This window comes from Synechococcus sp. PROS-7-1 (genome assembly GCF_014279795.1).
Taxonomy (GTDB): Bacteria; Cyanobacteriota; Cyanobacteriia; order PCC-6307; family Cyanobiaceae; genus Synechococcus_C.
Genome location: NZ_CP047945.1, coordinates 1,343,559 through 1,357,204, shown reverse-complemented (window position 1 = coordinate 1,357,204; position 13,646 = coordinate 1,343,559). Strand labels below are relative to the sequence as shown.

The 13,646-nt window shown below is 56.8% G+C and carries 16 protein-coding genes; 7 read left to right on the top strand and 9 right to left on the bottom strand.

The window, feature by feature from the left end:
* The first annotated feature begins 1 nt into the window (after position 1).
* A complete protein-coding gene (secD, locus tag SynPROS71_RS07400) occupies positions 2-1,474 on the top strand; it encodes a protein translocase subunit SecD (RefSeq protein WP_186594217.1) in 1,473 nt (490 codons plus the stop codon).
* A 3-nt stretch (positions 1,475-1,477) separates the two neighbouring features.
* On the top strand, positions 1,478-2,470 hold the full coding sequence (gene secF / locus SynPROS71_RS07395; protein ID WP_186594216.1) for a protein translocase subunit SecF: 993 nt from the start codon (positions 1,478-1,480) through the stop codon (positions 2,468-2,470).
* Between the two features lie 261 nt (positions 2,471-2,731).
* On the opposite strand, the gene SynPROS71_RS07390 is transcribed toward secF, so the two are convergent.
* The gene (locus SynPROS71_RS07390) at positions 2,732-3,430 is read right to left on the bottom strand and encodes a hypothetical protein (protein WP_255442038.1); all 699 of its coding nucleotides are present in this window, start codon (positions 3,428-3,430) and stop codon (positions 2,732-2,734) included.
* 34 nt (positions 3,431-3,464) lie between these two features.
* Between SynPROS71_RS07390 and SynPROS71_RS07385 the strand changes: the two genes are divergently transcribed.
* Complete coding sequence (locus tag SynPROS71_RS07385; RefSeq protein WP_186594214.1) at positions 3,465-3,947, top strand: flavin reductase family protein; 483 nt, start codon at positions 3,465-3,467, stop codon at positions 3,945-3,947.
* A 255-nt stretch (positions 3,948-4,202) separates the two neighbouring features.
* On the opposite strand, the gene SynPROS71_RS07380 is transcribed toward SynPROS71_RS07385, so the two are convergent.
* From SynPROS71_RS07380 to mnmH, 4 genes are read right to left on the bottom strand one after another with little or no spacing between them, the layout of a single operon-like run.
* Entirely contained in the window at positions 4,203-5,204 is a 1,002-nt protein-coding gene (locus tag SynPROS71_RS07380) for an AI-2E family transporter (protein ID WP_186594212.1), read from the bottom strand.
* A complete protein-coding gene (locus SynPROS71_RS07375) occupies positions 5,201-6,280 on the bottom strand; it encodes an AI-2E family transporter (protein ID WP_186594210.1) in 1,080 nt (359 codons plus the stop codon). Before SynPROS71_RS07375 ends, SynPROS71_RS07380 begins: the two co-directional genes overlap by 4 nt.
* A complete protein-coding gene (gene psb28 / locus SynPROS71_RS07370) occupies positions 6,277-6,666 on the bottom strand; it encodes a photosystem II reaction center protein Psb28 (RefSeq protein ID WP_186594208.1) in 390 nt (129 codons plus the stop codon). Before psb28 ends, SynPROS71_RS07375 begins: the two co-directional genes overlap by 4 nt.
* A 28-nt stretch (positions 6,667-6,694) precedes the next feature.
* A complete protein-coding gene (gene mnmH, locus SynPROS71_RS07365) occupies positions 6,695-7,750 on the bottom strand; it encodes a tRNA 2-selenouridine(34) synthase MnmH (RefSeq protein WP_186594206.1) in 1,056 nt (351 codons plus the stop codon).
* A gap of 39 nt (positions 7,751-7,789) precedes the next feature.
* Between mnmH and SynPROS71_RS07360 the strand changes: the two genes are divergently transcribed.
* Positions 7,790-8,506 (top strand): GUN4 domain-containing protein, encoded by a 717-nt coding sequence (locus SynPROS71_RS07360; RefSeq protein WP_186594204.1) that lies wholly within the window; start codon positions 7,790-7,792, stop codon positions 8,504-8,506.
* An 81-nt stretch (positions 8,507-8,587) separates the two neighbouring features.
* Positions 8,588-9,052, top strand: a complete 465-nt coding sequence (locus SynPROS71_RS07355; RefSeq protein ID WP_186594202.1) for an ATP-binding protein — start codon at positions 8,588-8,590, stop codon at positions 9,050-9,052.
* Here SynPROS71_RS07355 and SynPROS71_RS13790 read toward each other — a convergent pair.
* The 3 genes from SynPROS71_RS13790 to SynPROS71_RS07340 form a co-directional block, all read right to left on the bottom strand.
* Entirely contained in the window at positions 9,012-9,260 is a 249-nt protein-coding gene (locus SynPROS71_RS13790) for a DUF6439 family protein (protein ID WP_222929526.1), read from the bottom strand. The genes SynPROS71_RS07355 and SynPROS71_RS13790 overlap by 41 nt on opposite strands.
* Before the next feature lie 316 nt (positions 9,261-9,576).
* Positions 9,577-9,894 (bottom strand): copper-binding protein, encoded by a 318-nt coding sequence (locus SynPROS71_RS07345; RefSeq protein ID WP_186594200.1) that lies wholly within the window; start codon positions 9,892-9,894, stop codon positions 9,577-9,579.
* Between the two features lie 67 nt (positions 9,895-9,961).
* Complete coding sequence (locus SynPROS71_RS07340) at positions 9,962-11,032, bottom strand: class I SAM-dependent methyltransferase (protein WP_186594198.1); 1,071 nt, start codon at positions 11,030-11,032, stop codon at positions 9,962-9,964.
* Between the two features lie 161 nt (positions 11,033-11,193).
* On the opposite strand from SynPROS71_RS07340, the gene SynPROS71_RS07335 reads away from it, so the two are divergent.
* Complete coding sequence (locus SynPROS71_RS07335) at positions 11,194-11,451, top strand: hypothetical protein (RefSeq protein ID WP_255442037.1); 258 nt, start codon at positions 11,194-11,196, stop codon at positions 11,449-11,451.
* A gap of 9 nt (positions 11,452-11,460) precedes the next feature.
* Here the strand turns inward: SynPROS71_RS07335 and glnA are convergent, their stop codons facing one another.
* Positions 11,461-12,882: a type I glutamate--ammonia ligase gene (gene glnA / locus SynPROS71_RS07330; protein WP_186594194.1), complete on the bottom strand. Its 1,422-nt coding sequence runs from the start codon at positions 12,880-12,882 to the stop codon at positions 11,461-11,463.
* Positions 12,883-13,095: 213 nt separating this feature from the next.
* Here glnA and SynPROS71_RS07325 point away from each other — a divergent pair, with 213 nt between their 5' ends.
* Positions 13,096-13,620, top strand: coding sequence for an allophycocyanin subunit beta (locus SynPROS71_RS07325; protein WP_186594192.1), 525 nt, complete (start codon positions 13,096-13,098; stop codon positions 13,618-13,620).
* Positions 13,621-13,646 lie beyond the last annotated feature (26 nt).

The following is a 13,646-nucleotide window of genomic DNA, read 5'->3' as shown; positions in this document are numbered from 1 at the left end:
AATGGCCCGTCAACAGGGCTGGTTTGCCCTCATCCTCGCGCTGACGATCGCTGCAGCGTCTGTTCTTTCCAGCTTTCCTCTGCAGCTCGGCCTTGATTTGCGCGGCGGCAGTCAACTCACCCTCGAAGTGCAGCCAGCAGGTGCGATCACCGCGATCAAACCTGATCAGCTTGATGCTGTGAAGCTCGTTCTGGAGCGTCGTGTCAACGGGCTGGGTGTGGCTGAATCCACCTTGCAGACCGTCGGGGATGACCAACTGCTTCTTCAGCTTCCGGGTGTGACCGATCCAAGTCGTGCTGCTCGCGTTCTCGGCAGCACGGCGTTGCTCGAATTCAGAGCGCAGAAACCCGGCACTGAAGAGGAGATGCGCAGCCTTCTGCAGCTCCGTGCTCAGTTGAAAAGTGTTTTGGCTGCCAAAGCAGGGAGCTCCGACGACGATGACGCCTCTATGAATCCGGAGGACTTGGCCAAGGTTCAAGAGGCCCTTGGCCTCGACGGAAACGCCAATAGTGAACAAGAGCAGCTCGAGCAGCTGCTCGAGCGCACCAATGCTGAGATCGTTGATCGTTTCGAACCAGCTGCTCTCACCGGCAAAGATCTGGTGACTGCCGGTCGCCAGCAACGCCAGAATTCTTCCGGTTGGGAGGTCACCTTGGGGTTCAATGCTGAAGGCGGAGATCGCTTCGCCAAGCTCACCCAATCCATCGCCGGAACCGATCGGCTTCTCGGCATCGTCCTCGATGGCAGACCGATTAGTGAAGCGAGTGTGGGACCTGAATTCAAGGCTGCTGGTATCGCTGGCGGAGCCGCCACGATCACCGGTAATTTCACCGCTGAAGAAGCCAGAGATCTCGAGGTTCAGCTCCGGGGTGGATCGTTGCCTCTCCCCGTTGAGATCCTTGAGGTCCGCACCATCGGTCCAACGCTTGGGGCAGAAAACGTCCGTCGTAGCTTGATTGCGGCTTTGTCTGGCCTAGTGCTGGTCGGCGTGTTCATGGTGGTGACGTACCGCCTTGCCGGCATTGTGGCGGTGATGGCTCTAGGCCTTTACGCCCTGTTCAATCTGGCGGCGTACGCCCTGATCCCCGTCACACTCACATTGCCGGGGATCGCGGGTTTCATCCTCAGCATCGGAATGGCAGTGGACGCCAACGTTTTGATTTTTGAGCGTATTAAGGATGAGTTGCGTCGTGGCAATACCTTGATCCGTTCGATCGAAAACGGTTTCAAAGAAGCCATTTCCTCAATTCTTGATGGACACCTCACCACCCTGATCAGTTGTGGAGCTCTCTTTTTCCTTGGTACAGGTCTGGTCAAAGGCTTTGCGGCCACCCTCGGTATTGGCGTTGTCCTCAGCCTGTTCACTGCCCTCACTTGCACGCGCACTCTGCTGCGTTTCCTGATGAGTTATCAGGGCCTGCGCAGACCAACCAATTTTCTGCCCGCCGGGCAACTTCCCTCGTCTGCCGCCTGAGCCATGGCTATCTCCAATTCCGATCAAGACCGTTCTCTCCGTTTGCCACTCACGAGCCGCAGGCGTCAGGTTTGGTTGATCTCTGTGGTCGTGCTCCTGTTCAGCCTGAGCGGCATTGTCATGAGCTGGACCAACCCCCAGATTCGCTCTCCGCTCAGGCCTGGCCTTGATTTCACTGGCGGAACCAAGATCCAGTTGGAACGTCGCTGTGCTGAGTCTTGTCCTGAACTGAGCGTCAGCACCATCGAAAAAACTCTGGCCGCCATCCAACTCCCCGTCGAATCCGATCGAAGAGCTCCGAATCTGGATGCTGCCAGGGTTCAGCTTCTCGATCGTGGGCAGTCGGTTGTTCTGCGCATGCCAGCTTTAACGGCATCGCAGGGACAGTCTGTGATTCAGGCCCTGGAACCGGTTGCTGGTCCCCTTGAGTCTGGAGGTCAGTCGGTCGACACGATTGGACCGAGTCTTGGTGTTCAGTTGCTGCGCAGCAGCTTGATTTCTCTACTGGTTGCTTTCACAGGAATTGCTCTGTATATCACTCTCCGCTACGACCGCCGCTTTGCGTTTCTGGCTCTTGTGGCACTCGCTCACGACATTGTGATCGTTTGCGGTGTGTTTGCTTGGCTCGGTTTGCTCACGGGGCTTGAGGTCGACAGCCTGTTTGCCGTTGCTCTTCTCACAATTGCGGGCTATTCGGTCAACGACACTGTGGTGGTGTTCGACCGCATTCGTGAACGTCAACGGGAGGACGATGATCTTCCTCTCACAGTGCAAGTTGATCGAGCCGTTTCCGCAACGTTGACGCGCACGTTGTACACAAGCGGGACCACCCTGCTCCCTTTGATTGCGCTCATTCTCTTTGGCGGATCAACGTTGTATTGGTTTGCCGTCGCTCTGGCTCTTGGCGTTGTTGTAGGGAGCTGGTCCAGCATCGCGTTGGCCCCCTCGCTGCTCAGCCTCTGGCCGAGTCGTAGCGGTGCTCAGGCCAGTGCCTGAAGTGAAAACAGTCCCGAGAAAGAGCTCTCAACAGTGGGTGCCGCTGTTGCTTTTGATCTTGGCGTTCTTGGATTTACGAACAGAACTTCGCCTTTTGTTGGATCACATCACGCTGACAGCGCTCATGTACACCTTCCGTCAGCACACACTCGCGGTAGTTGTGCTGATGCTGCAACCTTCTCTCTGGACTCATTATCGACGCAGACGAGTCAAAGTTTGATCATTCGATCAAAGCAGCTTGATTTTCTCTGCTCTAGATAACTAATACCTGAATTGTTTGTAACTTTTGATGTCCAGGGAATCTCGCTGGGACTCGTTAATCACTTCATCGCGATTGATCGCAAGTTCGACACAATTGAGTCGACGGTAATCCTCAACAACGTTGCACGATCTCCGAGGTTGTTTGCTGACGACAACGTCAACATCGTCAATCACTTTGGTTTTTGGGATCTTGGCTTCGTCATTCCGAGCTTTTTGCCCTTGTGGCTGTTCGCTGCTCTGCTGGAACGAGCAGAGTTCTTTGGCCAGGTCGTTCTCCGCTAAATCCAAACATTCGGCATAGTCCGTCTCGATTTGAGCACGACGGCGCTCATCGGCGAGCATTTCCAATTTGAGCCGCTCCTGCTTGCTTAGGGGCACAGACCGTCGGGTGCGTCGCGTCGTACTCACACTGAATTCACCACCGTCTCTGATCCAGCGTTCGGATGCGGCCTGGGCTGCTTCTTTTGAGGGATAGGTAGGGAGGATTGCTTCAGCCTCCGGTGCAGATGTTGAGCGCCGGGCATTGGCGTAAAAAAGACCTGCGTAGAGAAGAAGCCCAATGACGCCGCTTCCGGCCACCGTCGCGAATACAACCAGGGAGGAGGGCCTCTCCAACTCGAAAGCCAAAGCGAAGCGGAAAGCTAGCAGTTCAATGGCGGTTATTACCCCCTCAGCCGTCCAACAGAGAATTTGCTGCATCTAGGGTGGATACAGACAGTACGGAGGGGCATTGATGACTCTTGATCTCGAAGCCAAGAAAACGCTGTTGCGCAAAATTCCCCATGGACTCTTTATCTGCGGAGTCGCCGAAGGTGATGTGGTCAATGGATTCACAGCAAGCTGGGTCACCCAGGGTTCCTTTGAGCCACCCCTTGTGGTGATGGCTGTGAAAGCTGACAGCACCAGCAATGGAATGATCCGGCGCACAGGCCGTTTTTCTCTCAACGTGCTGGCCAGCGATCAGAAGGATCTGGCTGCTGTGTTTTTCAAGCCCCAGGCAGCTGTGGGTGGCCGTTTTGAAGCAGCACCCTATGACCTGGGTCCTCTCGGCTTACCGATTCTTAAGGATGGTCTTGGGGGCGTGGAGTGTGAGCTGGTTGGCCAGCTCGCTCACGGTGATCACACGGTGTTCATCGGGGAAGTGAAATCCTCCACGCTGCATCGCGATGCACCTGCTCTCGAGCTGGGGACAACGGGTTGGCAGTACGGCGGCTGATCGCGTTGGGCGATCGCCTGGGCGATGGACCACAGTAGGGATGAACTTTGGTCCGAGGACCCAGCGAGAGAACTCAATAACGAAATCTCAGAACTTCAAGCTCGCGTTGCGTTTCCGCAGCATTGGAGCAGCGGCGAGCACGAGCAGCACCTCGAGAGATTGCGCCAGCTCAACGATCAAAAACGGCAATTGGAGGACTACAGCGAGAAATAGCTGCGATTGCACCCCCGTGCAGGTCGCTTCGTCGTTGGATAGCTAGGTCCAACGGTCCATGATGCGCTGAACCACGACCTGCTCCATTCCAACTTGAAGCACCACAACGAGAGGGAGCGCTAACAGCACGCCAGGAAGACCCAGCAATGCCCCCAGGCTGAGCTGGGATGTCAGTGCCACTGTGGGCAACAGATTCACTGTTCGACGCAAAAGGAGAGGCGTTAGCAGGAAAGCCTCCAGGTTCTGAATCACCAAACGAAGCGCCAGCACCTGCACCATCAACGCCGGGGAGATCAGCAGGGCGATCCCCAGGGGGAGCAGAGTGGCCGCTGTTGGACCGATTGTGGGGACGAAAGTAAGCACACCACAGATCAAGGCACTCAGCAAAGCCAACGGAACTCGCAGAGCCGCGAGACCGGCCCAGGTGAGAAGGAAGACTGCGATCGCCGATAGTGTCATGCCGGCAAGCCAGCCTCCGAGAGCCGCCCTGCAGGAGTCGAGTACTTCTGCCATTGCGGCCCTTGCAGGTCTCGGTGTTGCTGCGATCACCATGCGGCGATGGGCTTGCGGATCGAGAGCGAGGAGAACAGCGAGAAGGCTCATCAGCAGAACCTGAATGAAGCCGTTGGCAGCTCCACCGGCAAATCCCAGCAGCTGAGTTCCCACAGGTTGAACTTTGTCCCAGCTGAACTGATCAGGAATGGTTTGATTTAATTCCGCAAGCTGGGGCTGGCTGGCCAGAATCGTTCGAACTTTCCCTAGAAGGCTCGGCAAAAGGGACGTGAGCTGACCGAACTGCGTAATCAGCTCTGGAAGCAGCAAGCGGATCACTCCCAGGCCACCAACGATCAGCAGCACCACGACAACGAGGAGTGCCAGGAACCGCTGGATCTTGAAGCGATCGATCAAGCCCTGCACCGGTACGTCCAGGGCGACGGCCAAGACGACAGCACCAAACAAGACCAACAAAACCCAACGCAACTGCCAAACCAGCAGCGTCAACACCACCAGAGTCAGAGCAGCTAGAAGATTGCGTGGATTCATGCGTTGAGCCGTCGCTTCTTCCAGGGGTCGAGAAGGTCGTGAATCACGATTTCCCGGATCAGCACCTGCAGCACAACGGCAAGTGGCAGAGCCATCAACAGGCCCAATGGGCCGAACAGCACTGTGAAAATGAATTGAGCGGTCAGCGTGAGACCAGGAAGCAGGTTCACCTGGTGCTGCATCACTGAAGGGGTGATCACATAACTTTCAACGTTCTGAATCACCACATAGAGAACCAGAACTGCGAGCGCTTTCCAAGGGGCATCCACGAGGGCAACCGACATGGGAAACACCGTGCTGAGAGTGGGGCCCACGTTCGGGATCACGTTGAGCAGACCTGCCAGGAGTGCATTGGCGACAACAAGCTTCACGCCCAGCAACGTGAGACCGATACCCGCAAGAACTGCAACGCAAAACGAGCTAATCAGCACACCGATCATCCAGCTGCTGAGCGCATCTCCACATTGGAGCAGGATGGTTCTGGCTCTGCGTCGATAGAACGAGGGCACCAACTGAATCCCCACCTCTCGGTAGGCCATCGGCTGGATGCTGACCATCAAGGTCACGGCAATCACGAACAACAGCTGAACGAGACCGCTGCCGACGTTTCCTGCCAATCCAAGCAATCCCTTCAGACTCCCGGTGACTCCTGAGGCCAGGGCGGGGCCGCTCGGGAGTCCTGAGAGGCCGTTGGAGAGATCTGAGGGCCTGATCGCTGGTTGAGAGTTCTGGCCGTAGACGAGGGTCGATGCGGAACTCAGCCAACCGGTGATGATCTGCTGCAGTTCCCTTCCGGCAGCAGGGAGTTGCAGCAGCAGCTGCTGAAACTGGCTGAAGAACGGAGGAAGAATCACTGCCACCGCGATCGCCACCAAGGACGCCAACCCGAGCAAACACACCAGAAGTGCCAGTGGTCTCGGCAGAGACCAGCGCTCACGCAGGGCACCCACCAAGGTGCAAAGAGCCATCGCCAACACAACGCCAGCGAAGAGGTGAATCAGAACGTCACGCAAACTCCAAAGCAGAAGCCCGGAAACCAGCAAAGCCGCCAAACCGAGCCAATGCTGAAATTTCACCCTTCAGATGCTTCGTTAGGGCCTTCATTGTCACCCGAGTTATTCGAATAACCCAGCCCTTTGGTCTCGGCGTAGCGTTCAGCAAAACGCATGAAGCGTTCAAAATCCTGCTCTGTTTTCCAGGTGTAGGTGGCCTCCAGGGCCGATGGCTTGCCGTTGACGAACTTGCCATTGACCTCGCGGGTCACCATCTCACCTTCCTCATCCACCATCCACATTCCAGCGATATTGCCGAGAGTTTCTGGAGCCAGAGCCTCAGGTTGCTCAAAGATGAAGGTGGCCTGCCCTGTACGTCCATCCCGGCTGCGGGTGAGCCGGATATCAGGCACAACGGGCTCATCTGTACCGCGGAAGAACTGAATCGCCGCCTTGTCGCCGTCTGCCATGGATCGATCTATCGCGCAAGACGCGATCTTAAGAGCAGACCATTGCAGTGACGATGCCTTGTTCAACCAGAAGTTTGGCTGCTCCTTTGGGATCCACTCCCTGAAGATCAACCGTTGAAGACGCTGGATTGCGTTCCAACTCTCTGTCGTAGCAACCGTCGTAGTAAGCGAGCATCGCCATGCAGGCATCGGCCCAGCGCTGCTGATCGATGGCTTCAAGGGCTTCCCGTGTGCGCTGGGGCCCCAACCGCCGCTGGATTCGCTCGGTCGCTTCCCGCAAGGCGCTTGCGTCGTGCACGGCGTAGACGTCCACGAGACGATCGATTCGCTCCTGATCACTGCGGCGGATCTCAAGAACAGGGGCCACTTGCATTTGCTGAAACAGGGCCCTGGGAATCCTGCAGCGGCCAACCTGGGCACTTTCGGCTTCGAGCCAGATTTCCGAGGCTCTCCGGCGAGCATGTCCATCCAGTATTTCTGCCAGTCGATTCTCGTAATGCTCCGTGCTTGGTTGCTCCGGCAGTCCGAGATTGCCGAAACTACTTCCGCGGTGATGGGCGAGGCCCTCAAGATCCACCACTGCCACCTTTCGGCGTTCCAGCTCCAGAAGCAGGTCTGTTTTGCCTGTGCCTGTTCGTCCTCCCAGCACCTTGAGGGGCCAGGGCGTCTCAAAGCTCTGCAGCACCCACTGCCGGTAGCGTTTGTATCCGCCTTCAAGCAGGCACACCGGATGATCACTTAAGCCAGCGAGCCAGGCCATGCTGTTGGAGCGCATTCCGCCTCGCCAGCAGTAGAGGCGTAAGGGTTGCGCTGCTCCCCCGGCACTTCGGGAAAGGGCTTCCGATAGATCCCCTAGGCGAGGACCGCAAAGGGTTAAACCGAGTTGGATGGCCGCATGGCGACCCTGCTGCTTGTACGTGAGCCCGACGTCATGGCGCTGCGCGTCCGTGAAGAGAGGAATGTTGATGGCCCCGGGCCAGTGACCCTGATCGAACTCCCTGGGGGTACGAACATCGACCAGCGGACCTTCCGCTTCACGGAATGACTCGACACTGACTACTGTCGTGATACCCATGCCTGACATAGTGGGCCAACGTCGAACCTGCCGAGCCGGCAGGACGTCATGCTCTCCGGAAGAACTCCAGCTCAAGATCTCAGCATCGACAAGCTCCTCGACCGCTTCGCGAATGGCTCAGCACGCCAGCGTCGCGCGACGGCTGTTGCCTTGGAAAAGGCTGCCGATGCCTTGGCTGACGTTGCAGCTGAGGCTTTGAAGCCCTATGAGCCAAGTGGGGATGACTGGGCCGCTGGCTGGATTCTGCAAGTTCTTCGCCGGCATCAACCTGACGCTCTAGCTCGAATTCCCATAGTTGAATCCAATGGCTGGTTCGAGACTCCCTCGGCTCGAGGTATCGATTACAGCCCAATGCAGCGAGCGTTGCTGGATGAAGACTTCGAAGAAGCCGATCGTCTGACCAGTTGCGTGCTGCGTGAGCTTGCGGGAGATCAGGCAGTGAAGCGGGGTTACGTGTATTTCAGCGAGGTGCCACCCATGGAGGGACTCGACCTGACCACTCTGGATCGTCTCTGGATCGCCTACTCGCAGGGACGCTTCGGCTTCACGGTTCAGGCACGCTTGCTAAAAGCTCTGGAGGGTCGATATGACAGGCTCTGGCCGAGAATTGGCTGGAAGCTCGACGGCACTTGGACGCGGTATCCAGGTGCTTTCCAGTGGTCCATGGATGCACCGGAAGGGCACATGCCATTAATCAATCAGCTTCGCGGCGTCCGTCTAATGGATGCGTTGCTGTCCCATCCTGGACTTCAGCCCAGGATCTGAATCCTGGGAAGGCCTTCATCTCCTTGTATTTGGCAGGGCCTTCTCCCCTCGTTATGGTCGAAGAAGGATGGATCAGTCCGAATGTTCAGTCGCTATCTGCCTGTCTTTCGGTGGGCTGATTTCATCCTCCCGTCAACGTTGCAGCTGAGCCCTCTCCTGGAGCTGCTTCTCGAGCCAGTTGATTGCCAGGAAACCTCTTGCAGGTTGCAGCTTGGATTGCAGGAAGCCATCGTCAATGCCGTGCGTCATGGCAATGCCGGTGACCCCGGCAAATGTCTGCGCATTCGACGGATCCTCACTCCCAACTGGTTGATCTGGCAGATTCAAGATGAGGGCAATGGGCTGCCCGGTCCAGCGCGCATCGCCTGCCTCCCTGAGCAGTTGGATGCGAATCATGGACGGGGCTTATTTCTGATGCACCAATGTTTTGATGACATTCGCTGGAGCTCACGCGGTAACAGGGTGCAGCTGGCCTGTCGCCGACCTGGGCGATCTCCAAGCGCTGTTAACGGTGCGGGCAGCCGGGATCTTTCAGTTCTCGTCTGATCCATCCCAGCGCCTGTTCAGTCAGCGCTTCCACATCCCCCCTTTCTCCATTCTGGAGGAGCTGCGTAATGGCTGCCGCAAGCAGCTCAGCTCCCCGACGATCCGCATTCGACTTCAACCGGTGCCAATCGCGGTCACCAATGCTGAGTGACTGATGCAAAGCCTTGGCTTGATCCACAGCACCCTCAGGCCAGAGATTCACTGTCAACGCTGATTCCTGCGAGAAGCTCTTTCTAGTCTGAATGGGCGACGCGTAGCGGCGGTGGCCAAGCCTCACCGATTTCATCAACGGCCACTTCACCATTTGAGCCGGTTAGCAGGACTGCAGCCCCGAAACTGGGAACGATCTGATCGCGCATCCCGGCGACGGAAGCAACAGCGCCGCTTGCTCCAGCAGTGTGTTGGCGCCGACCCAGAGGGATTTCGTTGGCTGTTCACTCGAGAACGAGGTCAACGCTTCTGGACGGCTCTGCGATGGGGCGGGCCGGGACTCCTGATCGGTTGGTGGTTAGGCCAAAGTTGATTCAGGCAGCAACGAGAGATTGCTGGACGACAACCAGGGAATCGGGAGGTTCTGGAAGAGCTCCATCGAGAGGAGGAAGATCAGATGCATTGCAGTCAGCCAGCGTCTGGCCTTTGATCCATGCCTGGTGAAGGGCTCTGCGGCGACGGTCTTCCGCAAGGACAAGGCGGTCTGCGGCGGACCGGGGACTTTCGCCTGGGTGAACCGCTGTTCGCAAACAAATGCCGAAGCCATGTGCTTCAACTTGAACCTTGCCTTCCATCAACACCAGCTGAAAAGTCCAGCCTTGCAACCAGCGGATCCTGAAAGGATTCGTCATCGGCTGACCTTCAAGTGATTGCACCTTATGGGGTTCCACCACCGAAGCAAGGCTGTCTGTCAGGGAATCACTTTGTGGCGGTGTCCGGCTTGGTGGCACACCACACGCGTGCCATGAAGTGAGATTCAGCCTGCACATTGCAGAAACCAGCGTCCACCAGCCGCTGATCGATGTCATCACTGATGTAATTGCGGTAATAAGGCTCGTGAAACACCCGACGAAAATTGTCCATGGCCACATCGAACTGGGGGGAATCCTTCAACTGAACGGAGTCGGCCAGTACCAAAACCCCACCAGGTTCAAGAAGTCGATAACAGTCCTGTAGGACGGCTTGCCTGGCATCAGCGGGCATCTCGTGCATCAAAAAGACGCAGGTCAACGCCTGAAATCCACCCTGATCGAAAGGCATGCGTTCGGCGTTTCCTTGCACAAGCTGAACGAGGCTGCTGCGGCCTTGGTTCAACCACCGATTGGCTTGACGAAGGTAGGCCTCAGACAAATCGACTCCGACGAGCGTCGCTTGGGGGAGTGCAGCTCGGATCTGATGGAGCGTTCGTCCAGTTCCTGTGGCGACATCGAGGACGCGAAGGTTCGCCTGTGAGCGGTTGGAGAAGTGCTTCAGACCATTCAGCAGGAATGGAAGGATCCTGCGGCGCATTGCATCAGCGGCTCCGTTGAACAGGATGTCGACCTGGAGGTCGTAGAGCTCAGCGGAATGGTCCGAGAGATAACCATCGGTTTGATGGTGAAAGTTCTGGAGGTAGTAGTCGGGATAGAGGTCCCGATCCGAGAGATCCGGAAGATCTTGAACGTCTCTCGCTCTGCGACGTGCCCAGTTGGACGGAAGGTCAAGCCATACCCGTGGGTAGCGCTCTGCCCAGTCCAGCCATGGAATATCAAAGAGAAGCGACTGCGGATAGATCCCATGCTCGGCATCCAGCCAGTCACGGTCGTGAAGGGTGTTCAACGACTGCCTCAGAGCATCCATCATCTCGCCCGGTACGGGCTGCGTCTGCGGGACGACGTCCGGCGCCACCACCTCCATCACTTTGGTGCTCAGCTCCTTATGGACCAACCCCGCGAGGCTCCGTCCCTGCTGAAGGGTCCGATATGCAATCTCGGTGAAGCTGGGCGCCATAGCGGAGAGCCTGATCAAGCTGAATCATTCCAGTCGATCCAGGCGCTTGCCGTGGCTGTGACTGGAACTTCCAGAGAAAGATCTGTGAAGAAGAAGGGAAAAATGTAGCTGTTGCTACAGAATTAGATCATCGAGCCAAGAGTGTCGCGATGATTCACCAAATGCAATCCACAGCACCAAGCATCCAGTACTCAACCAACGTGCTGGAGCGTCGACAGCGAGCTGCTGCTGAGTATCTGGCTTGGGCAGATCACCATGCTCAGGAGGTCGCTCGCGCAGAAGCAGCCCAAGTGCAACATGAAAGTCACCTGGGGATCGATCAGCGCAGTGCCGCCGCTCAGCAGACGATTTGGGCGCGTCGAAGAATGCATGAAAAACATCTCCACGACAGCGCCATGGTTCAGCTGCGGCACCGCTAATGCCTGGATTCAGGCGTCGTAGTACATGGTGAATTCGTGGGGGTGAGGACGCTGACGGAGCTGCTGCACCTCTTCGTACTTCAAGTCGATCCAGTTATCGATGAAGTCCTTGGTGAACACGCCACCTTCCATGAGGTAGTGGTGATCAGCGTTTAGCGCCTCGAGGGCACCATTAAGAGACGCTGGCACCGTTGCGATCTCACTCAAACGCTCAGCAGAAAGCTCGAACAGGTCCACATTGGTGGGAGCCCCCGGGTCGATCTGATTCTTGATGCCATCGATGCCCGCCATCATCATGGCTGAGAAGGCCAGGTAGGGATTCGCCAGTGCGTCTCCAGAGCGGAACTCAAGGCGCTTGGCCTTGGGGTTGGGTCCTGTCAGAGGAATCCGCACTGCTGCTGAGCGATTGCCCTCCGAATAAACGAGATTGACAGGAGCTTCGAAGCCCGGCACCAAGCGCTTGTAGCTGTTGGTCGTGGGGTTGGTGAATGCCAGGAACGAAGGTGCGTGCTTCAGAATTCCGCCGATATACCAACGTGCCGTTTGAGACAGGTTGGCATCAGTGCCCTCGCCGAAGAACAGAGGTTGGCCGGCTTTCCAGAGGCTCTGATGAACGTGCATGCCGCTGCCGTTGTCGTTGAACACCGGCTTCGGCATGAACGTGGCTGTTTTGCCGTATCTCTTTGCCACGTTTCGAACAACGTATTTGTAGGTCATGGTGTTGTCCGCGGCTTGAATCAGCTCGGCGAATTTCATGCCCAGTTCGTGCTGTCCAGCACCAGCCACTTCGTGGTGGTGCTTTTCGATGGGGATCCCCAGTTGGGCCATTAACAGCAGCATCTCGGAGCGGATGTCCTGTGCCGTGTCGTTGGGTGAAACGGGGAAATAACCCTCTTTCAGCTGGATTTTGTAACCAAGATTGCCGCCTTCTTCGAGCCGTCCGGTGTTCCAGGCGGCTTCAATGGTGTCCACGCTGTAGAAGCTTCCACCCTCACTGGAGTTGTAGCGAACGTCGTCAAAGAGGAAGAATTCCGGTTCCGGCCCGAAAAAGGCCGTATCAGCAAGGCCGCTGCTGGACAAGTAAGCCAATGCTCTTTGGGCCAGTGCTCGGGGACAGCGGTCGTACGGATCGCCCGTCCTCGGGTCCTGAATCGAGCAGATCATGCTCAATGTTTTGTGGCTGTAAAACGGATCAATCCAGGCCGTTGACGGATCAGGAACCATGGCCATATCCGACGCATCGATGCTCTTCCATCCGCGGATGGAGGATCCATCAAAGGCAAGTCCTTCATTGAATGACTCTGCTTCCAGCAGATCAGAACAGATGGTGAGGTGCTGCCACTTGCCGTGGAGGTCGGTGAACTTGAGATCAATCAGCTCAATGCCTTCGTCCTTGATCTGACGGAGCACGTCCTGGGCAGTGGTAGCCATTGGCGTCAGTGATTTATGGAATAGCGCATCGAACGTAGGGATCGCTGTGCCCAGGTTTTGTATCAATCAGTACAGTTTTTCTGTCATGGGAATTCGGCCGGTCGGATTCCCAGCTTGGTAACCGTTTCTGTCAAGTTCCCGGGATCCCACGCGCTGGAAGCGTTTACGCACGAGGCTGGTGTTAGCTTCCGGCCAACGTGGCCAGGGTTCTGCATGCGCGATGCCATCACCGGATTGATCGGTCGGTACGACCAGCTCGGCCGCTACCTCGATCGTTCTGCTATCGACCGGATCGAGGACTATCTGGCTGAATCCACCATCAGGCTGAAGGCTGTTGAGTTGATCAACCGTGAAGCGGCCGATCTCGTTCGTGAAGCCAGTCAGCGCCTGTTTCAAGGGGATCCGGAATTGCTTCTTCCCGGTGGCAACGCCTACACCACGAGGCGACTTGCGGCCTGTCTTCGCGATATGGATTATTTCTTGCGTTACGCCAGTTATGCCTTGATCGCCGGAGACAGCACAATCCTGAACGAAAGAGTTCTCAACGGCTTGGACGATACGTACAAAAGCTTGGGTGTGCCGACCGGTCCGACGGTGAGAAGCATGGTTCTTCTCGCTGATGTTCTCTGCGAGCGTCTCGTTTCAGAGGGCGTTCCTACCAATAGCCTTGGCTTGGTGCGCGCTCCGTTTGAGCACATGGCTGCAGGGCTTGCTGCCAGCGACGTTCGCCAACGTTGATTGCATGAAGGAATTTCCGTTCGTTT